At 56.2% G+C, this 24,756-nt stretch carries 26 protein-coding genes; 25 read left to right on the forward strand and 1 reads right to left on the reverse strand.

The features are described 5' to 3' along the window. Nucleotides 1–3 precede the first annotated feature (3 nt). The 16 genes from flhB to DW349_RS08110 all read left to right on the forward strand — a co-directional run bounded on the left by flhB (nucleotide 4) and on the right by DW349_RS08110 (nucleotide 16,905). Nucleotides 4–1,155, forward strand: coding sequence for a flagellar biosynthesis protein FlhB (gene flhB / locus DW349_RS08035; RefSeq protein ID WP_108124456.1), 1,152 nt, complete (start codon nucleotides 4–6; stop codon nucleotides 1,153–1,155). A gap of 129 nt (nucleotides 1,156–1,284) precedes the next feature. Then, on the forward strand, nucleotides 1,285–3,513 hold the full coding sequence (flhA, locus tag DW349_RS08040) for a flagellar biosynthesis protein FlhA (protein WP_198650419.1): 2,229 nt from the start codon (nucleotides 1,285–1,287) through the stop codon (nucleotides 3,511–3,513). 10 nt (nucleotides 3,514–3,523) lie between these two features. Further along, a complete protein-coding gene (gene flhF, locus DW349_RS08045) occupies nucleotides 3,524–4,879 on the forward strand; it encodes a flagellar biosynthesis GTPase FlhF (protein WP_108124455.1) in 1,356 nt (451 codons plus the stop codon). 61 nt (nucleotides 4,880–4,940) lie between these two features. Beyond that, on the forward strand, nucleotides 4,941–5,768 hold the full coding sequence (locus DW349_RS08050) for a MinD/ParA family protein (RefSeq protein WP_108124454.1): 828 nt from the start codon (nucleotides 4,941–4,943) through the stop codon (nucleotides 5,766–5,768). A gap of 22 nt (nucleotides 5,769–5,790) precedes the next feature. After that, complete coding sequence (locus DW349_RS08055; RefSeq protein ID WP_108124854.1) at nucleotides 5,791–6,504, forward strand: RNA polymerase sigma factor FliA; 714 nt, start codon at nucleotides 5,791–5,793, stop codon at nucleotides 6,502–6,504. Between the two features lie 300 nt (nucleotides 6,505–6,804). After that, nucleotides 6,805–7,179, forward strand: a complete 375-nt coding sequence (cheY, locus tag DW349_RS08060) for a chemotaxis response regulator CheY (protein ID WP_438646594.1) — start codon at nucleotides 6,805–6,807, stop codon at nucleotides 7,177–7,179. Between the two features lie 34 nt (nucleotides 7,180–7,213). Beyond that, on the forward strand, nucleotides 7,214–8,131 hold the full coding sequence (locus tag DW349_RS08065) for a protein phosphatase CheZ (RefSeq protein WP_232819273.1): 918 nt from the start codon (nucleotides 7,214–7,216) through the stop codon (nucleotides 8,129–8,131). Nucleotides 8,132–8,151: 20 nt separating this feature from the next. Further along, on the forward strand, nucleotides 8,152–10,365 hold the full coding sequence (locus DW349_RS08070; protein WP_108124452.1) for a chemotaxis protein CheA: 2,214 nt from the start codon (nucleotides 8,152–8,154) through the stop codon (nucleotides 10,363–10,365). A 31-nt stretch (nucleotides 10,366–10,396) separates the two neighbouring features. Further along, a complete protein-coding gene (locus tag DW349_RS08075) occupies nucleotides 10,397–11,449 on the forward strand; it encodes a protein-glutamate methylesterase/protein-glutamine glutaminase (RefSeq protein WP_108124451.1) in 1,053 nt (350 codons plus the stop codon). Nucleotides 11,450–11,481: 32 nt separating this feature from the next. Further along, nucleotides 11,482–12,216 carry a flagellar motor protein gene (locus DW349_RS08080; RefSeq protein ID WP_108124450.1) on the forward strand — a complete coding sequence of 245 codons (735 nt, stop codon included), beginning with the start codon at nucleotides 11,482–11,484 and terminating at the stop codon, nucleotides 12,214–12,216. Beyond that, on the forward strand, nucleotides 12,213–13,037 hold the full coding sequence (locus DW349_RS08085) for an OmpA family protein (RefSeq protein WP_108124449.1): 825 nt from the start codon (nucleotides 12,213–12,215) through the stop codon (nucleotides 13,035–13,037). The genes DW349_RS08080 and DW349_RS08085 overlap by 4 nt, the downstream gene beginning before the upstream one ends. 70 nt (nucleotides 13,038–13,107) lie before the next feature. Continuing rightward, nucleotides 13,108–13,878, forward strand: coding sequence for a ParA family protein (locus DW349_RS08090; RefSeq protein ID WP_108124448.1), 771 nt, complete (start codon nucleotides 13,108–13,110; stop codon nucleotides 13,876–13,878). 82 nt (nucleotides 13,879–13,960) lie between these two features. Next, the gene (locus DW349_RS08095; RefSeq protein ID WP_108124447.1) at nucleotides 13,961–15,088 is read left to right on the forward strand and encodes a chemotaxis protein CheW; all 1,128 of its coding nucleotides are present in this window, start codon (nucleotides 13,961–13,963) and stop codon (nucleotides 15,086–15,088) included. A 72-nt stretch (nucleotides 15,089–15,160) separates the two neighbouring features. Continuing rightward, the gene (locus tag DW349_RS08100; protein WP_108124446.1) at nucleotides 15,161–15,637 is read left to right on the forward strand and encodes a chemotaxis protein CheW; all 477 of its coding nucleotides are present in this window, start codon (nucleotides 15,161–15,163) and stop codon (nucleotides 15,635–15,637) included. A gap of 115 nt (nucleotides 15,638–15,752) precedes the next feature. Beyond that, complete coding sequence (locus DW349_RS08105; protein ID WP_108124445.1) at nucleotides 15,753–16,142, forward strand: hypothetical protein; 390 nt, start codon at nucleotides 15,753–15,755, stop codon at nucleotides 16,140–16,142. Nucleotides 16,143–16,260: 118 nt separating this feature from the next. Continuing rightward, on the forward strand, nucleotides 16,261–16,905 hold the full coding sequence (locus DW349_RS08110) for an MlaA family lipoprotein (protein ID WP_198650417.1): 645 nt from the start codon (nucleotides 16,261–16,263) through the stop codon (nucleotides 16,903–16,905). Between the two features lie 18 nt (nucleotides 16,906–16,923). Here the strand turns inward: DW349_RS08110 and DW349_RS08115 are convergent, their stop codons facing one another. Beyond that, nucleotides 16,924–17,226, reverse strand: a complete 303-nt coding sequence (locus tag DW349_RS08115; RefSeq protein ID WP_108124443.1) for a PilZ domain-containing protein — start codon at nucleotides 17,224–17,226, stop codon at nucleotides 16,924–16,926. Nucleotides 17,227–17,320: 94 nt separating this feature from the next. Between DW349_RS08115 and DW349_RS08120 the strand changes: the two genes are divergently transcribed. The 9 genes from DW349_RS08120 (at nucleotide 17,321) to aroC (ending at nucleotide 24,754) form a co-directional block, all read left to right on the forward strand. Next, the gene (locus tag DW349_RS08120; protein WP_162824628.1) at nucleotides 17,321–18,523 is read left to right on the forward strand and encodes a response regulator; all 1,203 of its coding nucleotides are present in this window, start codon (nucleotides 17,321–17,323) and stop codon (nucleotides 18,521–18,523) included. A gap of 84 nt (nucleotides 18,524–18,607) precedes the next feature. Then, entirely contained in the window at nucleotides 18,608–19,033 is a 426-nt protein-coding gene (locus DW349_RS08125; RefSeq protein ID WP_157954247.1) for an STAS domain-containing protein, read from the forward strand. A 42-nt stretch (nucleotides 19,034–19,075) separates the two neighbouring features. After that, the gene (locus tag DW349_RS08130; protein ID WP_108124440.1) at nucleotides 19,076–20,095 is read left to right on the forward strand and encodes an NAD(P)H-dependent glycerol-3-phosphate dehydrogenase; all 1,020 of its coding nucleotides are present in this window, start codon (nucleotides 19,076–19,078) and stop codon (nucleotides 20,093–20,095) included. Next, complete coding sequence (locus tag DW349_RS08135) at nucleotides 20,095–20,388, forward strand: DUF4389 domain-containing protein (RefSeq protein WP_108124439.1); 294 nt, start codon at nucleotides 20,095–20,097, stop codon at nucleotides 20,386–20,388. Before DW349_RS08130 ends, DW349_RS08135 begins: the two co-directional genes overlap by 1 nt. Continuing rightward, nucleotides 20,388–20,825, forward strand: coding sequence for a SixA phosphatase family protein (locus tag DW349_RS08140; RefSeq protein WP_108124438.1), 438 nt, complete (start codon nucleotides 20,388–20,390; stop codon nucleotides 20,823–20,825). The genes DW349_RS08135 and DW349_RS08140 overlap by 1 nt, the downstream gene beginning before the upstream one ends. Before the next feature lie 119 nt (nucleotides 20,826–20,944). After that, a complete protein-coding gene (locus DW349_RS08145; RefSeq protein WP_108124437.1) occupies nucleotides 20,945–21,754 on the forward strand; it encodes an alpha/beta fold hydrolase in 810 nt (269 codons plus the stop codon). A 3-nt stretch (nucleotides 21,755–21,757) separates the two neighbouring features. Beyond that, nucleotides 21,758–22,576 carry an alpha/beta fold hydrolase gene (locus tag DW349_RS08150; RefSeq protein WP_108124436.1) on the forward strand — a complete coding sequence of 273 codons (819 nt, stop codon included), beginning with the start codon at nucleotides 21,758–21,760 and terminating at the stop codon, nucleotides 22,574–22,576. A gap of 75 nt (nucleotides 22,577–22,651) precedes the next feature. After that, the gene (gene prmB / locus DW349_RS08155; RefSeq protein ID WP_108124852.1) at nucleotides 22,652–23,599 is read left to right on the forward strand and encodes a 50S ribosomal protein L3 N(5)-glutamine methyltransferase; all 948 of its coding nucleotides are present in this window, start codon (nucleotides 22,652–22,654) and stop codon (nucleotides 23,597–23,599) included. 57 nt (nucleotides 23,600–23,656) lie between these two features. After that, nucleotides 23,657–24,754, forward strand: a complete 1,098-nt coding sequence (gene aroC / locus DW349_RS08160) for a chorismate synthase (RefSeq protein ID WP_108124435.1) — start codon at nucleotides 23,657–23,659, stop codon at nucleotides 24,752–24,754. The last annotated feature ends 2 nt before the right edge of the window (nucleotides 24,755–24,756 follow it).

Here is a 24,756-nt window from a genome sequence, read left to right on the forward strand (position 1 = left end):
GGCATGGCTGAAGAGAACGACAGTTCCCAGGAGAAATCCGAAGAACCCACGGAGCGAAAACTTGAGAAAGCGCGCGAGGAAGGCAACGTTGCGCGCTCACGCGAGTTAAACACCAGTGCGGTCTTGTTGGCCGGTGCGGTGAGTCTGTTGATGTTTGGTCCGAGCCTGGCCGAATCGTTAATGGGCATCATGAAATTCACCTTTGGCTTTGACCGCCAGGCGAGCTGGGACACCATCGTCGCCATGCGGTATCTGGAAGCCTCTATTTTCGATGCGCTGATTACGTTGGTGCCGATGTTCGCGGTGCTGTTGATCGCTGCGTTTTTTGGCCCCATTGCACTCGGCGGCTGGAATTTCTCGACCAAAACCCTGGCACCCAAGGGCAGCCGAATGAATCCGCTGTCGGGTATCAAGCGGATGTTTTCGATGAACTCGCTGGTCGAACTGCTGAAGAGCTGGGGCAAGGTGTTGATCGTCGGAACGGTGTCGGTGATTGCGCTGTTCGGTTTGAAAAACGATTTTATTTCCATGGTGTTTGAGCCGACTGAGCCGGCGGTCAAACACGCGTCCATTGTGTTGGCGTGGACGTTTTTAATTATCTGCGCCAGTACCTTAATCATCGCCGCAGCGGATATTCCGTTTCAGATTTACAGCCACACCAAAAAACTGCGCATGACGATGCAGGAAATTAAGGAAGAATATAAAAACACCGAAGGGAAGCCGGAAGTCAAAAGCAAAATTCGTCAGTTGCAGCGCGAGATGGCGAACCGCCGCATGATGTCCGACGTGCCGGACGCCGACGTAGTCATCACCAACCCGACGCACTTTGCCGTGGCGTTGAAATACGAACCCAACGTGATGCCCGCACCCGTATTGCTGGCAAAGGGTATCGACGATACAGCATTGAAAATTCGCGAAATTGCCGGTGAATACAACATCCCGGTAATGGAAATTCCGCCGCTGGCGCGTTCGGTTTATTACCACACCAAGATCGGTGACGAGATTCCCGAAGGTTTGTACATCGCCGTTGCCCAGGTGCTGGCGTACGTCTTTCAGATCGAGCAGTGGCGCAAAGGCCGCGGCCCGAAACCCGATCGCAAACCGGACTTCCCGATTCCGCCGGATTTACGCGAAGACGATCGCCCGTTGCAATAACGGCTGCTTAATACAGATGGCCGACGCCAATGTGACGGTGGCCCATCCATGTTGAGAGACGTATCTCACTTTTGGCCCGATCCATGCAATACCTCTGTCGAACCTATTGAACCGCCTGAATATTGACAGATGGCCTTTATCGATAACGTAAGAGGGTTGGGTAGCCAGGTCCGCAATCTGGACCGCGGCGCTGTACTCAGCTCCACCCGCACCAATGCCAAATTGATGACACAACGCATCGTCGGTGTGCCGCTGATGCTGTTGTTGGTGTTGGGTTTGATGACGTTGCCCGTCCCGCCGTTTGTGCTGGACTCCTTCTTCACCTTCAACATCGCGCTGTCGATTGTGGTGTTGCTGGTCACCATCTATGTGTTGCGGCCGCTGGATTTTGCCGTCTTCCCGTCAATCATTCTGGTCGCGACGTTATTGCGTCTGGCACTGAACGTTGCTTCTACCCGGGTGGTGTTGCTGTACGGTCACGAAGGCGGCGACGCGGCGGGGCAGGTGATTGAGGCTTTCGGTGAAGTATTGATCGGCGGTAACTACGCGGTCGGTTTCATCGTCTTCGCCATCTTGATGATCATTAACTTTGTCGTGGTTACCAAGGGCGCCGGTCGGGTTTCGGAAGTCAGCGCGCGTTTCACCCTGGACGCCATGCCCGGCAAGCAGATGGCGATTGACGCCGATCTCAACGCCGGCCTGATTGACGCCGAAACCGCCAAAACCCGACGCGCTGAAATTGCCCAGGAAGCCGACTTCTATGGCTCAATGGACGGTGCGTCAAAATTCGTTCGCGGTGACGCCGTTGCCGGCATTCTGATTCTGGCGATCAACATTTTCGGCGGTCTGGCCATCGGCATGCTGCAACACGGGCTGGAGTTTGGTCAGGCGGTGGAACGCTACGCGCTGCTGACCATCGGTGACGGCCTGGTCGCGCAGATTCCTTCGCTGCTGTTGTCGGTTGCGGCCGCCATCATGGTGACGCGTAACTCCAACAGCCAGGAAATGGGCGAGCAGATTCTGCATCAGATGTTCTCCACGCCGCGTGCGTTGAGTGTCGCCGCCTTCCTGATTTTTGTAATGGGCATCCTGCCGGGAATGCCGCACTTCGTATTTTTGACGCTGGCCTTTATCTGCATGATCGGCGCTTTGGTGATTTTGTACCGTCAGAAAGTCGCCGCTGGGGAATCTTTCTTTCCGGGTGTGCCGCCAGCCAGCGCTGGCAGCAGTCCGACTTCACGCGCGAAAGGCGGCAGCGTTGAGCCGGGTGCGCCGCCCGTGGCGAACGTTGAAAGCGACACCAAGGAACTCAGTTGGGACGATGTACAGCCGGTCGATATTGTCGGTCTGGAAGTCGGCTACCGGCTGATTCCTCTGGTTGATCGTTCGCAAGGCGGCCAGTTGCTGGGGCGTATTAAAGGCATTCGCAAAAAGCTGTCGCAGGACTTGGGATTTCTGGTGCCATCGATTCACATCCGCGACAACCTGGATTTGATGCCCAATGCCTACCGTTTGACGCTGATGGGCGTCGGCATTGCCGAGGCCGAGGTGTATCCGGATCGCGATATGGCGATCAATCCCGGCCAGGTGTTTGGCTCGCTTGATGGCATCAAAACCAAAGACCCGGCTTTTGGTCTGGAAGCGGTGTGGATTGAATCGACCCTGCGCGACCGCGCTCAGACCTTGGGTTACACCGTGGTCGATGCCAGCACAGTCGTTGCCACGCACGTAAACCATCTGTTGCATCAGCACGCCTATGAATTGCTGGGCCACGAAGAAGCGCAGCAGATGCTCGACATTCTGTCGAAGAAATCGCCCAAGCTGGCTGACGAGCTGGTGCCGAATACGCTGTCGCTCAGTCAGTTGTTGAAAGTGTTGCAGAACCTGCTGATGGAAGAGGTGTCGGTACGCGACTTGCGAACCATTGCGGAGTCGCTGACCAACTTGCAACCGAAGAGTCAGGACATTGGCGTGCTGACCGGCGCTGCGCGCATGGGACTGTCGCGCATGATCGTTCAGGGCATCGTCGGCAACGATAAAGAGATCCCGGTGATCACTTTGGATCGCGGGTTGGAACAGTTGTTGCAGAAGACTGTTCAACAGGCCGGAAGTGATGGAAATCTTGACGGTGTGACCTTGGAGCCAGGTATGGCCGAGCGACTGCAGCAATCGTTGCAGGAAACCTCGCAACGGCTGGAAGGCGAGGGCAAGCCCTCCATTCTGCTGGTCTCCGGTGGCATCCGCATGCTGTTGGCGCGCTTTGTCCGCCACGGCTTGCCAGGGCTGAAAGTGCTTAGTTTCCAGGAAATACCGGACAACAAACATATAACGATCGTGGCCACGGTTGGCGGTCAGTGAGGAAGAGTCGATGAAAGTGAAACGCTTTGTCGTTGCCAGCATGCAGGTTGGGCTGAAACAGGTCGCTGAGGCTTTAGGGCCGGAGGCGGTGATCCTGTCGACGCGCAAACTGGCGGAAGGCACGGAGATTGTCGCTGGTGTTGATGAAGCCGAATTCGCCCGCTTTGAAGCCAACCGTCCGGCGGCGCCCGATCCCAATGCCATCATCAAGGCGCATCCGCGCAGCGGTGATGGTCAGCCGAAACTGGATACCGAAAGCCTGAAAGGCTTGCTGGAAAACCTGGCTCCACACAGCCGTGCGGCCTTTGGTGATCTGGTACCGGACAATAGACCGAAGGCGATGCTGAGCGGACAAAACGACTCACCGCTGGCGCGTGCCATCGATGCCGAACAAAAAGCGCCGGCGCGAGTGCCGACCTTGGCGCAGGAACGCACGCACAACAAAGCCGAATCGGATGAGCAGTTGATGTCGCTGATGCGTCAGGAAATCGACAGTCTGAAACAGATGCTCAAACAACAGAGCGATTTCTTGCAGGCTCCAGTGGTGGGCCCGCAAACGCCGCAACTGGAACGCCTTGAAGGTCGGTTGCGTGCCATGGGTTTGAGTGACACCGTGCAGCGTTCGCTGCTGCGGCATTACGACCGCGAAGCCGCGCTCGACACTAATTGGCGTCGTCTGCTGGCGCGACTGGCCTCGGGTCTGTCGGTGCCGGTGTTCGATCCGCTGACCGAAGGCGGCGTTGTTGCGCTGTGTGGACCAACGGGTGCCGGTAAAACCACGACACTCGCCAAGCTGGCGGCGCGTGCGGTCAAACGCCGCGGCGCGGCAAAAGTGGCGGTCATCAGTACCGATTGTTACCAGTTGGGCGCGCAAGATACTTTGGCGTCGATTACTGAAATCCTGGGCGTTGAATACCGCGCTCTGGGTGAAGACGATAGCCTGGCTGACACCTTGGATGAATTGTCGAATACCCATCTGGTGTTGATCGACACCAGCGGCAGCAGCGATGCGCTGCAATACTGGCGCCGCCAGGTGATTGAATCCGGTCTGGATGCGCGCATTCAAAGCGTGCTGGTCATGCCGGCAACGGCGACCGGCGACAGTCTGAATCAGTTTGTGCAGGCGTTCCCCAGTCAGCGACTGAGTGGCGCCATTATCACCAAGCTGGATGAAGCGCCTTGTTTCGGCAGTGTCTTCGACAGCTTGCTGCGTCACCGCTGGCCTTTGTGGTACAACACCGATGGCCAACGCATCCCGCAGGACATCGACAGTGTCGATCCGGTGCGTCTGGTTAAACGCCTGGCGCGTGCGCTGGAAGACACCCGGTCGGGCCTCGATAGGCCAGGACTCGCACAGGCGAGCTGATACAGCAACGTCAAAGATGACGGCAATTGCCTATACTGGGCCAACGGAGTTGAACGAGCGAATGAGTGGTTTGAAACCGATACAGGTACTGGCAGTCACCGGTGGTAAAGGTGGCGTGGGGAAAAGCAACGTATCCGTCAACATGGCGGTCGCCCTGGCGGAACAAGGCAAGCGCGTGGTCTTGTTGGATGCCGATTTGGGCTTGGCCAACATCGACGTTTTGCTGGGCGTTTCCTCCGGTCGCAACATTGCCGATGTCCTGTCCGGTGAGGCTGAACTGCGCGATATTCTGGTACCCGGACCGGGCGGTATTCGCATCATTCCGGCGTCGTCCGGAACGCAGCGGATGGCCAACCTGGGTGAAGCGGAACACGCTGGCATCATCGGTGCGTTCAGCGAATTGGGTGACGAGATGGATGTACTGATCGTCGATACCGCTGCCGGTATTTCGCGCACCGTGACGTCGTTTGTCCGGGCCGCTCAGGAAACCTTAATGGTGGTGACCGACGAACCTACGTCGGTGACCGATGCCTATGCCTTGATTAAGGTGTTGAACCGCGACTGCAAGATGGACCGATTCCGTGTACTGGCCAATATGGTCCGCACGCCCACGGAAGGTCAGGCGCTGTTCAATAAATTGTCGAAGGTCACGGACCGTTTTCTGGACGTGACACTTCAATACGTCGGCTCCGTACCCATGGATGAATCGGTGCGTAAGGCCGTCCAGCGCCAGAAGGCGGTGATCGAAGCGTATCCGCGGTCCAAAGCCGCGATCGCCTATCGGTCACTGGCCCAGAAGGTTGCAACCTGGCCTTTGCCCACCACACCCCGGGGTAATCTGGAGTTTTTTGTGGAGCGGCTGGTCCAGGGGACTACTGGAGTCGCCTGACATGTCGGTGCAGCAATACACTATGTATCAGACCGAAAAGAAGGTCGATTACGACCGCCTGGTAGCCGAGCAGGGTGTGCTGGTGAAACGCATCGCCCACCATTTGCTGGCGCGTTTACCGGAAAGCGTCCAACTCGAAGACCTCGTGCAATCGGGCATGATCGGCCTGTTTGAGGCTGCACAGAACTACGATCACACCAAGGGTGCGAGTTTCGAGACTTACGCGGGCATCCGCATTCGCGGCGCCATGCTCGATGAAGTGCGCAAAGGCGATTGGATTCCACGTTCGGTACACCGCAATTCCCGTCGCATTGCCGACGCCATTCGTGAAATTGAAATGCGCGAAGGCCGCGACGCCCAGGATCAGGAAGTGGCGGCGCTGCTGGAAATGAGCCTCGACGACTACTATTCGCTGCTCAAAGACACCCAGGGCTCGCGTCTGTTCAGCTTTGAAGAACTGATGGAGCAGGGCAATGGCGACCTGCAGGATTTTCAGGTCGGCAACAGCCAGCATTCAGCGCCACACTTTGAAGTGGAATCGGATCAGCGCAATCACCAGTTGGCCGAAGCCATCAAACAATTGCCTGAACGCGAACAGTTGGTGCTGTCGCTGTATTACGACGAAGAGCTCAATCTCAAGGAAATTGGCGCCGTGCTGGGCGTCAGTGAATCCCGCATCAGTCAGATCCACACCCAGGCGGCTATGCGCCTGCGCGCCCGCATGAGCGAGTGGTAAGCCCGCCCGTCTACCCGGCTGTATCACAGCCACTGTTGGGGTAGACTAGGCGGCTTCCGGACGCTCTAAACTATCGCGATCACCGGTCGATACAGACGCCAGTAGGCCTTGACGAGTCTTACGCGTGCTGTGCCAGGAAACTGCTGTTTTGACGCAGTCTGAATGGTAAAGCGCCGCGCTTCCCGTCGGTCGGCTGAAAGGCGTCCTCAAGACTGGATAGCCGGTTGCCAGCGTCTATCATTAAGAAGGCAGTAAGCAGTTTGTCGGGTGAGGCTAGAGGAGGTCATCTTGGACAAGAACATGAAAATCCTGGTTGTTGACGATTTTTCAACGATGCGCCGTATCGTTAAGAATCTGCTGCGCGACCTGGGCTTCAGCAATACCCATGAAGCAGACGATGGCTCCAGTGCATGGCCGATGTTGCAAAGCAGCGACTTCGACTTTGTGGTCACAGACTGGAATATGCCTGGCATGACCGGCATTGAGCTGTTGAAGAAAATTCGTTCAGACGATCGTCTGAAATCCATTCCCGTCTTGATGGTAACCGCCGAAGCCAAGCGCGATCAGATCGTTGCGGCCGCTCAGGCAGGCGTCAATGGCTACGTTGTCAAACCGTTCACCGCTGCCGCGCTGAAAGAGAAGATCGACAAGATCTTCGAACGGGTAGACGGCTGATAGCCAGTGTTAAAGGTTGACCAAAGAGGCCGCTATGGCTGATTCAGACGACAAAAAGTTATCACCGCAATTTCAAGAAACGCTTAAAGCCATGGTGCCGGCCCTGTTGGAACAGGTTGAGCACGGCAACATGGACGAAGCGGTTGCCATTTTGGTCAAGCTGCAGCAGGCCCGAACGGAGCATTTCGCCGGAACTGCGTTTTCAGATCTGTTGAAAGAAAAAGCCGCTGAACTGCACCAGCGCATTGAGGCCGGTGAAACGGACTCGGCGCTGGAGACCTTGCAAGAGCTGCAAGACGCGCGGGATCGCGGTTTGTATCAGGAAGTCGGCCGGCTCACCCGGGCGCTGCACAGCGCCATCACCAACTTCCACATCGATGCACGCCCTGGCGAAGCCGTCCAGGAACTCTCGGACATGAGCGAAGCAACGGACCGCCTGGGTTACGTCGTGACCATGACCGAGAAAGCGGCCAATACCACCTTGGATCTGGTCGAGGAAAGCATGCCGGTGGCCGGTGCGCTGACCGAGGAATCCGGTCGCTTGAAAACGGAATGGAAGCGTCTGGTGGATCGCGACATGAGCGCCGAAGAATTTCGCACGCTCTATTGGCAGTTGGATGAATTTTTCACGCTGCTGAACGATCAGTCGCAAACCTTGTACAACAACCTGTCGAGCATTTTGCTGGCGCAGGATTTTCAGGATTTGACCGGACAGGTCATCAATAAAGTAACCAGCTTGGTCAAGGAGGTCGAAGCCAGCTTGGTGGATTTGGTCTTTATGGCCAGCCAGGTGGATGAAATTACAGGCATCGTTCGAGAAGGCCCCGAAGTTGTTGCAGAACCCACAGAGGTCAGTGACAAAGGCGAAGGACCACAGATTAACGCCAATGCCGAAGGTGTCGTATCCAGCCAGGACGATGTGGACGATTTGTTGTCCAGTCTTGGCTTTTGATTGGGGTCTAGGAGAGCAGCATGGGCTTCGAAGCGGACGAAGAAATTTTACAGGATTTCCTGGTTGAGGCCGGTGAAATTCTTGAGCAGTTGTCCGAACAGCTGATTGAATTGGAGCGCCGCCCGGACGACCGGGATTTGCTCAATGCCATCTTCCGTGGTTTCCACACCGTCAAAGGCGGTGCCGGCTTTTTGCAATTAACCCCGTTGGTCGATTGCTGCCACGCTGCGGAAAACGTCTTCGATACGTTGCGTAATGGCTTGCGCCAGGTAGACGCCGATTTGATGGACGCGGTCTTGCGTGGTCTGGACAGCGTCAATGAAATGTTCAGCCAGGTCAGCAGCGGCGAAACTCCAGAACCGGCTGATGAAGAATTGGTGGCGTTGCTGCATCGTTATGCCGCCCCGGCGTCGGCCGATGAAGCGGTTGAAGAAGAAGCCGACGAATCCGTCGAAGAGACTGACGAAGAGCCAGAAGCGGTCATCGAGTCTGACGCCGAATCTCCTCAGCCCGGTGATGATATTACTGACGCTGAATTTGAAGAATTACTCGACGCTATTTCGCCGACGGATCAGGCTGCATCGCCCACCAAAAAAACCGAGACTTCGGCCGCCTCCGATGCCGGTGGTGCGAGTACTGGTGGCGATGAAATTACCGACGATGAATTCGAAGCGTTGCTGGACGAATTGCACGGCAAAGGCCAATTCAAAGCCGGCAGCGGCGACGCTGAAGCGGAGTCCAGTACGCCAGCCAAGGCTGAAAATAAAAAAGAAACCAAAGCGGCCGCACCGGCCGCAGGCAACGGTGATGAAATCACCGACGACGAATTTGAAGCCTTGCTCGACGAATTGCATGGCAAAGGCCAGTTCAAAGCCGGCAGTGCCAGCGACGATAAACCAGCCGCCAAACCGGCGGCACCTGAACCTGCCAAAGCTGAGGCCGCTAAACCCAAACCGAAAGCCGCTCCTGCTGCCAAACCGGCCGCCAAGGCTGAGCCTGCTCCGGAACCGGCCAAGGCCGCACCGGCAAAAGCTGGCGGCGAACAACGCGCTCCGGCCGCAGGTGGCGATACCACGGTACGCGTCGACACCAAACGCCTCGATGACATCATGAACATGGTCGGCGAATTGACGTTGGTGCGTAACCGGCTGATGCGTCTGGGCAGCGAGCTCGAAAACGAGATGCTGCAAAAAGCGGTCAGTAACCTGAACGTGGTCACCGGGGATCTGCAAACATCGGTGATGAAAACGCGGATGCAACCGATCAAAAAAGTCTTTGGTCGTTTTCCGCGCGTGGTGCGCGATTTGGCGCGCAGCCTTAAAAAAGAAGTGAACCTGGAACTGGTAGGCGAAGAAACTGACCTGGATAAAAACCTCGTCGATGCCTTGGCCGATCCGCTGGTTCACCTGGTTCGCAACTCGGTCGACCACGGCGTGGAAATGCCGGATGTTCGCGCCGCTGCGGGTAAACCTCGCGCCGGTGAAGTGGTGTTGTCCGCCGAGCAGGAAGGCGATCACATTCTGTTGATGATTCGCGACGACGGCGGCGGTATGGACCCGGATAAGCTGCGGGAAATTGCCGTCAAACGTGGCGTGATGGATCAGGATGCGGCCGATCGGCTGACCAATAACGAATGTTTCAATCTGATCTTTGCTCCGGGCTTCAGCACCAAGACCGAAATTTCCGATATTTCCGGTCGTGGTGTTGGCATGGATGTGGTGAAAACCAAGATCAGCCAATTGAACGGCACCATCGACATCGATTCGGAAAAAGGCCGTGGCACCACCATTCGCATTAAGGTGCCGTTGACGCTGGCCATTATGCCGACCTTGATGGTCATGTTGGGCGAACAGGCGTTTGCATTGCCGCTGGTGAACGTTGATGAAATTTTCCATCTCGACTTGAGTCGAACCAACGTTGTTGATGGTCGTGAAGTCGTGATGGTGCGAGGCAAGCCCTTGCCGTTGTACTACCTCAAACGTTGGCTGGTGAAAGGGCATCGCAGCGATGCGTCCGAGGAAGAAGGTCATGTCGTCGTAGTGTCTGTCGGCACTCAGAAAGTGGGTTTTGTGGTCGACCAATTGGTTGGCCAGGAAGAGGTGGTCATCAAACCGCTTGGCCAAATGTTGCAGGGAACCGAGGGGATGGCCGGTGCTACCATTACCGGCGATGGACGCATCGCGTTGATCATTGACGTCCCCGGTCTGTTGAAAGCGTACAGCGCAGCGGATTGATGCGGGCTACGGCCCGAATAAGGAGAATTGAATGCCCATTACGGTGATGATCGTTGACGATTCCAGTTTCTTTCGAACTCGGATACGTGGACTGATCGACGCCCATCCGGAGCTGAAGGTCATTGGCGAAGCGTCCAATGGCCGTGAAGCCATCGACCTGGCGGTCCGCCTCAAACCCAATGTCATCACCATGGACTATGAAATGCCCATGATGGATGGCATTTCGGCGGTGCGGGAAATCATGAACCGCCAGCCGACGCCCATTCTGATGTTCTCATCACTGACCCAGTCCGGCGCCCGAGTCACACTCGATGCCTTGGACGCGGGCGCGGTCGATTATCTGCCCAAGAGTTACGAAAACGTCGCCGATGGACCCAGCGCGCTGAAAAAGGCGCTGTGTGAAAAAATCATCGCCATTGCCGGCCAGGCCAGACCGAAAGCCTTGGCCTTGGACACGGCTCCAGCCCCGCAGGAAAAACCAGCCCCAGCGCCGGTCGGCCGACGCAAACGTTACGCGCAAAAGTTTGATCTGGTGATGATCGGAACCTCCACCGGAGGCCCGGTTGCACTGCAAAAAGTTCTGACTCAGATTCCCGGGAATTTCCCCGCGCCCATTTTGATGATCCAACACATGCCAGGCAGTTTCACCGGGGCCTTTGCTGAACGACTGGATCGCCAATGCGCCTTGAGCGTTCGTGAAGCATCCGATGGCGACACCCTGAAAGCCGGCGAGGCCTTGCTCGCACCGGGCGGCATGCAGATGATGTTCACGGGCAAGAATCGGTTACGCATTTTTGAAGGCGACGCCCGGCTCAACTACAAACCGTCGGTGGACGTCACTTTCGGCAGCGCCGTGAAGTACTACGGTAAAAACATTCTGGCGGTCGTGTTGACGGGAATGGGAGCGGACGGCCGCGAAGGTGCCCGCCTGATCAAAGACGCCGATGGTGTGGTTTGGGCGCAGGAATCCTCGACCTGTGTGATCGATGGCATGCCTTCTGCAGTGGTCAAAGCCAATTTGGCCGATGAAGTCATCGCCCTGAATGAAGTCGCCAGCCGCCTGGTGGAGGTGGTGACGGCCTGATTCGGGGTTTCGAACACTAAAGGACGTACGCCATGATCGCTTTTGTCGGGCTGCTGCTGGCCTGGGTCGCTGTCTTCGGCGGCCATTTGCTCGAAGGTGGGCAGGTGGGTTCACTGACCAACCTGCCTGCGGCCGCCATTGTTCTTGGCGGCACTTTGGCAGCGGGTCTGGTGCAATCCGATCTCGCCACCTGGCGCCTGGCCTGGCGCTATTTCCCTTCCGTTTTCAGCGGTCCTGACTGGCAAGCCGATCAAGCGCAGGCCAAGCTGGTGCGTTGGTGCCAGTTGGCGCGGCGCAAAGGCTTACTGGCGTTGGAAGCCGATTCAAACAATGAAACCGATGACTTCATGCGGCTGGGGCTGCAATTACTGGTCGATGGTGAAAGCGGCGATAAAATTCAGCGCAGCCTCGAAGTGTCGATGGACAGTCGCGAAGGCCGCTGGCTGAAAGCCGCGCATTTCTTCGATTCATTGGGTGGCTATGCGCCGACGATGGGAATTATTGGTGCGGTTCTGGGGCTGATTCAGGTAATGACCCAGATCGAAGACACCCAGGCGTTGGGCGGTGGTATAGCCACTGCCTTTGTGGCCACCATTTACGGCGTCGGTCTGGCAAACCTGTTTTTCCTACCTGTGGCCGCGCGGCTGCGCACTCTGGCCGAAACGCGCTTTGCGTTCGATGAAATGGTGCTCGATGGCATGCTGGCCATTGCCGACAGCGAAAACCCCCGCGTACTTGAGCGGCGTCTGCAGGAGTATGGCGCGTGAGGCGTCGGCGTCGCCGCAATCAGCGCTTTGTCGCCAATCAGGCACAGCGGTGGATGTTGTCATACGCCGATTTTTTGACGCTATTGTTTGCTTTTTTTGTCTTTCTATACGCCATTTCTTCGGTGGATTCGGGAAAATTTGAGGCGGTCAGTCGGAATCTGTTACAGATATTCCATGTTGAGCCGACCAGCGTAAAACCGATCGAACTGGATACGACGCCAGCCGGGCCGGATTTCTTCAATCCGCTGTACCGTCCCGAGCCAGTGCCGAGCACTCGAGAGGATGTGGCAGACACTGAAACCTACCATCAGGAATCCACCCTGTTGGAGGTGCGCCAGAAGATTGAAGCCAATTTCGCTCAGCAACTGGACGATTCGCTGATCAGCGTCAGTGGCAACAGCGAATGGATGGCTATTGATTTAGACGAACCGGTTTTATTTTCGCCGGGTTCGGCCGATATAACGGCACAAGCGGAAACAATTCTCTATGAAGTTGCCGCTTTATTGGCGCCGATGGAACTGCCGGTCGCGGTGGAAGGCTATACTGATCGATCGCCACCGGGTGGGCGTTTTGACGATAATTGGACGTTATCGGTATTGCGGGCGGCCAATGTCGTCCGCTATTTGCAAACCGCCGGCATTGCCGGGGAACGGCTGTCCGCCGTTGGGTTTGGTGAATATCAGCCGCGCTTTGATGAGACCAATGAGGCGCGGACGGCGAGGAATCGTCGTGTCAGTATTGTTGTTACGCGACTGGACAGGCCTAATAGCCTGATTTCGTCGGAACCGACGCCAGTTGGTCCGGAAGTTGCTGAACCCTAAAGCGGTCTTTGGTCCGAGGGTCCGGTTTGGCCGCTTTCGGACAAGAAGAACGGATGTTTAAGGAGAGTCCATGCACGTTTGGTCCGTTGCCAACCAAAAAGGCGGGGTGGGGAAAACTACCTCGGTGGTGTCTTTGGGCGCCATGCTGGCCGAAAAGGGCCACAGAGTACTGGTGTTCGATCTGGACCCGCAGGGCTCTCTGACCAGCTATTTTGGCTATAACCCTGACGATCTCGAGCGCAGCGCCTACGATCTGTTTATGACCAAAGGCAAAGTCCCGGACGATCTGCCCAAGCAGTTGATCAAAGAGACTTCACAGCCGGGTATGTCGTTGATGCCAGCCTCGACGGCTTTGGCGACGCTGGAGCGTAACGTCAGCCAGCAGGAAGGCATGGGTCTGGTGGTGTCCAAAACGCTGGCGCACCTGTGGGACGATTTTGATTACGCCCTGATCGATACACCGCCGCTGTTAGGCGTGTTGCTGATTAATTCGCTGGCCGCCTGCAAACGTCTGCTGGTGCCGGTGCAAACCGAATTTCTGGCGTTGAAGGGTCTGGAGCGCATGGTGCACACCATCAGCATGGTGATGGCGTCGCAGAAACGTGGCTTGCAGCATTTGATCATCCCGACGATGTTTGATCGCCGGACTCAGGCGTCGGTAAAGGCATTGCGAACGTTGCGCGAGCAATACGAAGGCAGCATCTGGCAGTCGGCCATTCCGGTTGATACCCGGTTGCGGGACGCCAGCCGCGAAGGCTTGCCCATTTCGTTGTACTCACCGGATTCGCGTGCAGCGCGTGCTTATCAATCCTTGTTGAAAACCCTGTTGGCGATGGACTGAGGGGCCAATAAATGTGTAGCAGCCAACCGTCTGATTCACCCCTAACAGCCAAATTTTGGCTGCGCGTGCGCGGGAGTCAGCGGTGAACAATAAGAGTGGCGCAGAAGTTCGTACTGAACTGGCGGCAGATCGCACTCTGGCGACCTACCTGGACGCCATGCTGCACGAAGCAACGCATTTCGAACCTGAAGAAGAAAGCGCTGAGCCGGTCGAAAGCGAAACGCCGGTTTTGACCGTGGTTGATTCCGCGCCAGAGCCAGAGCCAGAACCTGAGCCCGAGCTTGCGTCAGAACCGGAACCTGAGCCAGAACCCGAGCCCGAACCTGTCGCGGCCGCTCCGGTTGACGAACCGGAAATCGAACCAGACGTTGAACCGCTGGTCGAGGTGGCGGACGTTCTGCCGGAACCGGAACCGGAACCGGAACCGGAATCTGTTGCTGAAGTGTTGGTCGCAGAACCGGAGCCCATAGTCGAACCTGACGTTGAGCCGGAATCCGAGCCAGAGCCGGAGCTCTCTCTGGAACAGGAGTGGGCGTCCGACCCTGAAATTCAGGCCAAATCACATCGGCCGGAACCAGAACCGCGACCACAGGTATCCGAACCGGCCCCAGAGCCAGAATTTGAGCGCGAAATTGCCTTGGCTGATCTGGAACCCGACCCGGAGCCGGAAGCCGATGCAACCGTTGCCAAACCTGATTTTGATTTTGACACGCACAATGCGCCGGAAGCCGACAACGGCGGCGTGGGTGAGTGGTTGGAGAATGGCCGACCTGCGTGGGGCCAAGAGCGGTTTGACTGCCTTGTGTTTGTCGTGGATGGCCTCAAATTGGCGGTGCCGCTGATCTTGTTGGGCAACATTCATCAATTGGACAAGGATTTGACGCCGCTGTTCGATCAGCCGAAATGGTTTTTGGGATTACTGCCGATCCAATCGGATCGCAACATCCGGGTGGTTGATACCGCGCGACTGGTGATGCCTGAGCGCTACCGTCCGGAAAGCAAGGAAAGCCTGGAATACGCCGTTGGGGTACACGGTTCGGATTGGGCCTTTGGCTGCCACGCCATTGAAGGTTCCATCACTCTGCATCCGGATGCCGTCAAATGGCGCTCGACTCGCACCAGCCGCCCCTGGTTGGCCGGTACAGTCATTGATCAAATGTGTGCGTTAGTGGACCTGCATGCCTTTGCGCAGACGGCGTTGAGACGCTGAACCCGGCGGTTCAGCTGGACGCCCGAGCGGACTCTACTATAGTTGCTTACCAGATAGACATGAGGTTCTGTTATGACAGCGCAAATCAAAGCCGGGGATGATTCGGTCCTGCAATGGGTGACTTTCCGGCTGGGTAATGAGACCTATGGTCTCAATGTGATGCAAGTTCGTGAAGTGTTGCGGTATTCCGAGATTTCACCGGTGCCAGGTGCACCCAGTTACGTGATTGGCATCATCAACCTGCGCGGTAACGTGGTCACTGTCATTGATACGCGTGAGCGTTTTGGGTTGCAGACCGCCGAAGTAACCGATGATACCCGCATTGTTATTCTGGAATCGGACAACCAGGTGGTTGGTATTCTGGTCGATTCAGTGGCTGAAGTGGTGTACCTGAAAGCCTCCGAAATCGAAACCGCGCCGAACGTTGGCAACGATGAAAGCTCGCGTTACATCCAGGGCGTATGCCACAAGAACGATGAGCTGTTGATTTTGATCGAAATCGCCAAGTTGTTGACTGAGCGCGAATGGCAGGAAATCGCTGAGCTGTAAGCCCGGCCGGCGATGTATATCCCCTATCTTCAGTACCCCTCCACTCTGGCCCGCTTTGTGCAAAGCTAGGGTCAGAGTGTGACGACCGTCAAAAACCTAACGGAGGGGAACCGTCATGTTGAATGAAGTGATGCAAACTGGCCAACTGCTGTTGGCGTCTCAAGAACCGATGGTGTTGGCCGCCGCCGCGACCGCTGTGTTGCTGCTGGCTGTTGTATTGCACCACGCGCGCAAGATTCGGCAACTGCAGCAACAACTGATTCAGCAGGATCGGTTTCTGCGTCAGGAACTGAAAATGATGAACCAGGGCGCGATTGGCGTAGGCAACCGCGTCAAAACCTTGGAAAAACAGGTGCGTACCCAGCCCAGCGAATTTGAACAGCGTTTGTTGGCGCAAGCCAGTGTCGCAGCGCAATCTCAGGACACGCGACCGAACCGACCGTCAAAGAGTCGGGCCGAACAAGCGTTGGCGGACTGGATGAAGGACTATCGCACCCCTGCCTGAGGCAACACTTGCTTTGAACGTTAACACCCTCCGTATGACGTTGCTGGTTTCAGGCCTACTGCTTGGAACCAGCACAGTGCTGGCCGATAACCGGGATCCTTTGGAACCGGTAAACCGCGTGATTTTCTCCATTAATAACGGTGTCGATCGCGTTTTGGTGCGGCCGGTTGCACGTACTTACCACTGGGTGATTCCGGATCCGATGGAGCAGGGCGTGCGCAATGTCTTTGCTAACCTGGGTGAAGTCCGTAACGCTAGCAACAACCTGCTGCAGGGCAAATGGCGGCGCACGGGTGCAGCGACTGGGCGTTTTGCCATCAACACGACTGTCGGTCTGGTCGGCGTATTTGATGTTGCCAGTCGCATGGGGATTGAACCGGTACCTGAGGATTTTGGACAAACCCTGGGGTATTGGGGATTGGGCCATGGGTTTTATCTGGTGTTGCCCATCCTCGGTCCGTCGTCGCTGCGTGACGGTACCGGCCGAGTGGTCGATCAGTGGCAGAATCCATTGAATTACGTTGAGATGGAACACTGGCAGCGTGGTTCAATTCTGGTGGTTGATGGCTTGCAGACACGAGCCGATTTATTGGCGTCGGATGGTCTCTTTTCTGGCGATACCTATCCGGTGATTCGGGAAGCCTACTTTTCGATGCGGGAATTTCAGGTAAACGACGGGGAAGTGAAGTCGGACGCCTTTATCGATGAAGATAGCGCCGAAGAAGGCTTCGTCGATGAAGGCTTCATCGACGAAAGCTTTTAAGCAAGTCGGCCAGAGCGATCAGTCCAGGCCGCGAATCTCGACACCGTGACGGTATTGTTGGCCGTCAGCGTCGCAGCGAACGACCTCAGCTTGGGCGTCCAGAGACGATAAATGCTCGTTGGGTGATTCAATCACCACCCGGATTTGGGTGCCAATGGGCAGTGGTTTGTCGATGATCAGGCTCATGCCGACGGCGCTGAAATCCTGACAGTGTGCGCTGATGGGCGTGCTTTCTCCCTCCAGAAAAATGTGCGCTTGCGTATTCATCCGCATGCGAATGAAGTCCCTTTTCTCGTCGTAATCTCGATCCGCTGTGCTCATGCTCACCTCGTCTGGCCTATGGCGGATGGGGCTCTATTGCTTTCCAGAACCCGCCCCGTTAAGTTGCATCCATCTCGCAGTGGAAGTCAACCGAATGCCAATCACCGACGCCAAACTGCTGGTCGTAGACGATGACCAGGCGGTGCGCGATTCCATCGTTGCCTACCTCGAAGACAGTGGATACAGCGTGCTTGAAGCCGACAACGGCGAGGCCGCCCTGGCGCTGTTCGAACAAGAAGCACTCGACTTGGTGATTTGTGATCTGCGCATGCCGGTGATGGACGGGCTCACTCTGCTGCGGCGCATTATGGAAGTGACCGACGAAGTACCGGTGATCGTGGTGTCAGGTGCGGGTGTGATGTCCGACGTAGTCGACGCGTTGCGCCTGGGTGCCAGCGACTATCTGATGAAACCCGTCGTGGATCTGGGTGTGTTGGAACACTCCGTCGAACGCGCTTTAGAACGCTCGCTGCTGGTTCGTGAGAACTATCGTTATCGGGTCGAGTTGGAAGCGCGCAATCAGGAACTGCAAAATCATGTCGATCGACTGAAACTCGACTTGCAGGCCGGCCGCGCCGTGCAACAGCGATTGTTACCCGAAAAGCCGCTCGAGCGCGGTGGATTTCGCATCAACCACCGTATGGTGCCGTCCAATTATCTCAGCGGTGATTTGGTCGATTACTTTCCTATCCCCAACAACCGATTGGTGTTTTACGTGGCAGACGTCTCCGGCCATGGCGCCAGTTCCGCACTGATTACCTTATTGATTAAAAATCAGATTGATCGATTGCGCGATGAAATCGACAACGGCAGTTCAGACGTCGTGGTGCACCCGGCTCAAGTATTGGCATTGATCAACCAGGAATTGCTCAAAACCCAAACCGGCAAACACGCCACCGTATTCTACGGCGTGCTGGATACCGAAAAGTGCATCTTGCATTACGCTTCTGCAGCCCATTTCCCCGCGCCTATCCTCGGCGCGCAGCAATCGGTTCGAACCTTGGATCCGGAAAATCTGGCGGTGGGTCTCTTCGAGAACGTTGAGTTTAACGAGCATGAATTGTCGCTGGACGGTTTCGAACGCTTGTCAGTTATGTCGGACGGTGTTCTGGAATTGCTGGACGACGCCAGTTTACAAGAAAAGGAAGCGCACTTACTTGAGTTGGGTGCAGACGCGTCTCATACTATGCTCCAATTTTTGGCGCAGATGACCGAAAGGGGTAAAACCCAGGCTGTGCCGGATGACATCACAGTGTTAACGGTCGAAAACAGTGTTAACGGTCGAAAGAGTGCTTAGGTCGTATCTTCAATGAGTACTGGTCGGGTTTTAATGGCGAACCAAGCGGGTGCCTATGTCATTAAGTTGACAGGCGATGTCCGAATGACGCTCTGTACCACGCTCGACAGTTGTCTCTACCGCATGGTGGACGACCCGGTTTTCCAATCCGTCACCGTGGATGTCACCGAAGCCGAAGGCATCGACAGCACCAGTCTTGGTATGCTGGCCAAAGTTTCCCGTCTTGCCACGCCCGCCATGGGCCGTGTTCCAACCCTGGTCTCTACCCGCGCTGATATTACCCGTCTGATTGAAACCATGGGTTTTCGTGATCGGGTGTACGCCATCGTTTCCCAACCACAACTTGAATCCAAATCGCCGCTAGACGAGCAACCGGCGTTGCCCGTTAACGAAGGCGATGCGCGCGAGCGTGTGTTGGAAGCGCATAAAATTCTGATGTCGTTGAACGACCATAACCGCCAGACGTTCAGGGAGCTGGTGGAGTGTATCGAGAATCAGGCCCAGCATTGAGCTGAACTCTGATCGCAAGGAGAATCTGTGACCCATACTTCCATGCCGCCCAAGCGCATCGCCGTTTTGGGCGGTGGCAGCTTTGGCACCGCCGTTGCCAATATCGCTGCGTCAAATGGCCATACCGTCAAACTTTGGATGCGCAGCGAAAAGCAGGCGCAAGACATTCTGGATCAAGGCGAAAACAGCCGCTATTTGCCCGGCTATAAACTGTCGGAACGCTTAACGCCGGAGCTGGATCTGGCGGCTGCGGTTAGCGATGCCGACTATGTGTTTGTCGCCGTGCCATCAAAAGCCTTTCGTTCGGTAGCTGAACAAGCCATTCCCTTGTTGCCGGCTCACACTGCTTTAATCAGTCTGACCAAAGGCATTGAGCCGGGCAGTTTCAAACTGATGAGTCAGATACTGCACGACCTGGCACCAAGCCATGAAGTGGGTGTGATCAGTGGGCCGAATCTGGCGAAGGAAATCGCTCAGAATCAAATTTCCGCCACTGTGATTGCGTCGTACAGCCAGTCCCTTCGTCAAAACGTCCAGCAATTGCTCAGCAGCCAGTTTTTCCGTGTGTATGGCAATCCGGATATCTACGGTGTCGAACTCGCTGGTGCGTTGAAAAATATCTACGCCATCATCACCGGTCTGGCGGTTGCGTTGGGCATGGCTGAAAACACCCGCGCGGCGATCATCACCCGCGCCTTAGCCGAAATGTCGCGCTTTGCTGTTCGCCTTGGTGCTAACCCGATGACGTTTTTGGGCCTGGCCGGTGTCGGAGACTTAATCGTCACCTGCAGTTCGCAGCTGAGCCGCAACTATCGTGTTGGTTACTACATCGGCGAAGGCGACTCGCTGAAGCAAGCCATCAAGCGCGTTGGTGAAACTGCTGAAGGCATCAACACGCTGCGGATGGTGCATGAAAAAGCCGCGGAAATGGGCATCTACATGCCGCTGGTGGGCGGCCTCTATGCCATCATTTACGAAGACCAACCGATCCGGGAAGTGTCCGGTAAATTGATGTCGGGCGACCTGGCTCAAGACGTTGAGTTCATGGGAGCTGGAATCTGATGGAAACAAGTAAGCGTGAACGCATCGAGCAACAACTGTTGCGTCTGGTGTTTATGGTTATTTTTGGCGTTGTGCTGCGGCTGAGCGTGCTATTGACCGGCTTGCTCGCCGTTGTGCAATGGATCTGGCGCTGGTTCCAAAGCGATGACAACGAACGCCTGCGCGGTTTCTGCCGGGCGTTGGGACGTTATCAACATCAGGTATCGGATTTCCTGTTGTTCAATGTCGACGACAAACCCTTTCCTTTCTCCGACTGGCCGAGCGATGACCTGGCGGAGCCAGAAGACGACTGATGCGTCTGTATCTGCTGCGACACGGTGAAGCCGAACCCTACGGCAGCGTCAGCGACGCAGAGCGCCGCCTGGTGCCTGCGGGGGAATCGGCGGTGATACGCCAGCGAACCTGGCTGGAACCGGTCGATGCTTTCTATTGCAGCCCGTACCGACGTGCCTGTCAGACCGCCGAATTGATCCGCTCAACGGTCGGTGGCCAGCAACCGATGTTGGATGCGCGGCTGACGCCGGATAGCCCGGTGCAGGGTGTTTTGGACTTGCTGGGCAGTGCTGGCGGTGAGCGGTTGTTGTTGGTCGGTCATAATCCATTGCTGTCGAGTCTGGCCAATTCCCTGATCGGCGACCCCTACGCCTTAGCGTTGCCAACGGCGGGGTTGGTCTGTCTTGAAGCGGATGACTGGTTTCCCGGCAGCGCTCAGTTTTTGTGGCAAAAATAAACTTAATAGGTTGTTTTTAACGCCGTTTCTTTCCAATCAAACGCATATTCAAACGTCTGTTTGAATGTGGTTTGAGCCTGAACTAGATTGATTGCTCGTCATCGAAGGTCAGGTTTGTCATGAAACCGCTGATTCATTTTGCCCACGCCAACGGTTTTCCCTCTGCCAGCTATGGCGCTTTATTTGATGCGTTGTCGACCGATTACGATGTCTGCCAACTGCCATTGATCGGCCACGACCCGAATTACCCGGTCACCGATAACTGGACCCGCCTGAAGCATCAATTGATTGCCAGCATCGAAACGCAGTGCGACCGGCCGGTCGTCGGCATTGGGCATTCTCTTGGCGGCGGGCTGACCATGATGGCGGCCAAAGAACGGCCAGACCTGTTTGAAGCCATCGTGCTGCTGGACGTGCCGGTGTTCAGTTGTCTGGAAAGTTACGTCGTGCGGCTGATCAAGACATTTGGGCTGATGGATTCGGTGACACCCGCCGGTCGTTCAAAGCGTCGCCGTACCCAATGGCCCGACGCTCAGGCGGCACTCGATTACTTCCGCACCCGAGGTTTGTTCCAGCGGTTCGATGAGCGTTGTTTGCAGGATTACGTGCGTTCGGCCATACGACCGGCATCGGACGGCGGCGTCGAATTGCTCTATGAACTGTCGGTCGAGCTGGCGGTGTTTCGAACCATGCCGCATAACCTGGGTGTTCGCGCCGGTCAGTTAGCGATGCCAGCCGGCATTCTGGTCGGACGCGACACCGATGCAGTGCGCAAAAGCCAATATCTGCGCATGAAGCGCCGCCTGGGGTTTTATGGCGAACGTCTCGATGGCACCCACATGTTCCCGCTCGAATACCCACAAAAAACGGCCGACGCCATTGGGCGGTTGTTGTTGCAAATGCAGCTCGCTGAACAGCAGGCCGGTTAATTCATGCGCGAATTCAGTCTGTTGAATGATCGCATTCAAGGCGTGCGTTGGGGGCAGGGCAAACCAGTTTTGGCGCTCCATGGCTTGCTCGATAACGCCATGAGTTTTCAGCCGCTGGCGCAGCATCTGACACAGATTGAACTTTGGGCCATCGATCTGCCCGGTCACGGTCGTTCGGCCGCCTTGCCGGGGCAGGGTGGCTGGAGTTTGCCGGACTGGCTACCGCTGCTGGGTGACATACTGGACGAACTGAATTGGGCGCAGTTTGATGTCCTCGGTCATTCCCTCGGCGGCATTCTCAGCCAACTGCTGGCGACACTGGACACGCGCATCGCTCGGTTGTGGTCACTGGATGCCCTGGGGCCTATCGTTGACGACGATGACGGCAATCTGGACCGCTTACAGCGGTTGTACGAAGCACGCAAAAAACCTAAATCCAAACGACGTCATTATCCGACTCCCGATGCGTTGTGGCAGGCCCGTGCACAAGGCCGGTTTCCGTTATCGGAAGCGTCGGCCCGGGTGTTGACCCGTCGCGGTGTTGGACTCGGCGAGGGCGGTTGGTTTTTCAATTACGATCGACGTCTGCGCCAGGAAACCCAATGGCGGCTGACCGAATCTCAGGTGTTGGCACTGTTGAAACGCATTCGCTGCCCGCTGCACCTGGCGTTGTTTGATGACAGCCCACTGGCGAAACAGGAGGCTCTGGTGCTGCGCCAACAAGCCGTAGCGCAATTGCATCTGAGCCGATTCGCAGGTGGGCATCATGCCCACATGGAAACGCCGGAACCGATTGCACGTTGGTTGGAAAGCACGCTTTAACCGGTCGCGTCGGTGCGCAAGTTGGCGGTTAAATCGGTTATACTGCCGGCCCGTTCTAATGATCAACTCAACCGCATGTCACATCCTGTTCCGCTGCTATCCTTTGACGACGCCGACCTTCAGCAACAATCGTTGCAGGACTTCTGTCAGCTAGGCGATTGGGTGCGCTTTGGCGCCAGCCAGATGGGGCGCTACGACGTCTTTCATGGCCACGGTTTTGAGTCCGCCTGGGACGAATCGCTGTTTTTGTGCGCGCGTGCGTTACAACTGGATTGGGATATACCAGCGGCGGCGCTGTCTGCCCGTCTGCTCACCGCTGAGCGCCAGCGGTTGTGGTCGTTGTTACAACAGCGTTGTGTGCAACGTGTGCCCACCGCCTATCTGCTTGAAGAAGCCTGGTTCTGCGGCGAGCCGTTCAAAGTAACACCGGATGTATTGATCCCTCGTTCGCCCATCGCCGAATTGATTGAATCCGGATTTGAACCCTGGCTTGAGCAAGTGCCGCACCGCATTCTGGATTTGTGCACTGGCAGTGGCTGCATTGGTATTGCCGCCGCACGTATGTTCCCGCAGGCGCAGGTCGACTTAAGCGATTTGAGCGAGGCTGCTGTTGCCATTGCTGTTGAAAACGTCGACGCCAAAGACTTAGGTTGGCAAATTGATGTCTACCAGGGCGATTTATTCGACAGCCTGGGCGATGCCCGTTACGACCTGATCCTCTCCAATCCGCCCTACGTGGATGCCGAAGATATCGACAGCATGCCAGCCGAATTTCATCACGAACCGCGTCTGGGTTTGGCCGCCGGTGACGATGGATTGGACCTGGTTCATCGCATCCTCAAAGAGTCGGTGGACCACTTGACTGACGACGGTTTGCTGGTGTGCGAAGTCGGTAACAGCGCTGGTGCATTAATGGATGCGTATCCCGAACTGCCGTTCGAATGGCCGGAATTCAGCCAAGGTGGTTTAGGTGTTTTAATACTTCGGGCGAGTGATTTGCGCGCTTATTTCAGTGCGCATTAACGACAAAAAATTTTTCGAATCCAACTTCGTTGGCTCACATATAAAACGGAAAACAGCATGTCAGGCAACAGCTTCGGAACTCTTTTTACCGTCACCACTTTTGGTGAAAGTCATGGCCCGGCATTGGGCGCCATTGTCGATGGTTGCCCGCCGGGCATGGCGTTATCGGAAGCCGATTTGCAGGGCGATCTGGATCGGCGCAAACCCGGTACCAGCCAGTTTACAACTCAACGTCGTGAAGCCGATGAAGTGCGAATTTTGTCGGGTGTTTTTGAGGGCAAAACCACCGGAACGCCGATTGGTTTATTGATCGAAAACACCAACCAGCGCAGCAAAGATTACTCCGAGATTATGAACACCTATCGGCCTGCGCACGCCGATTACGGTTACGATCAAAAATACGGTTTTCGCGATTACCGTGGTGGCGGTCGCAGCTCCGCACGCGAAACCGCGATGCGGGTAGCGGCCGGTGGCATTGCCAAACGTTATCTCGCCAGCCAGGGCATTCAGATTCAAGGTTGGCTCAGTCAGATGGGGCCGATTGAGCTGGCTTTTAAAGACGCAGCGGCCATCGAACAAAATCCGTTTTTCAGCCCCGATCCGGAACGCGTGCCGGAGTTGGAAGAGCACATCCGGCAATTGCGCAAAGCGGGTGATTCCGTCGGTGCCCGCGTCAGCGTACGCGCCACCGGTTTGATTCCGGGTTTGGGCGAGCCGATTTTTGATCGCCTCGATGCCGAATTAGCCAAAGCTTTGATGAGCATCAACGCCGTTAAAGGCGTCGAAATTGGCGACGGTTTTGACGTAGTGAACCAACGCGGCAGCGAACACCGCGATGAATTAAGCCCGCAAGGGTTTTTGTCGAATCACGCTGGCGGCATCGTTGGCGGTATTTCCACGGGTCAAGCGATTGAAGCGCACATCGCCTTGAAGCCGACCTCGAGCATTACCATTCCTGGTCGCAGCATTACGCGCCAGGGCGAAGCCACAGAAATGATCACCAAAGGTCGCCACGATCCATGCGTGGGCATTCGCGCGGTACCAATTGCCGAGGCCATGTTGGCGTTGGTGTTGATGGACCATTGGTTGCGCCACCGCGCGCAAAACGCCGAGGTAACGCCGCCGATTCCACCGATTCCCGGTGCCGTGGAATAAGC

It is taken from the genome of Saccharospirillum mangrovi, assembly GCF_003367315.1.
Lineage (GTDB): Bacteria > Pseudomonadota > Gammaproteobacteria > Pseudomonadales > Natronospirillaceae > Saccharospirillum > Saccharospirillum mangrovi.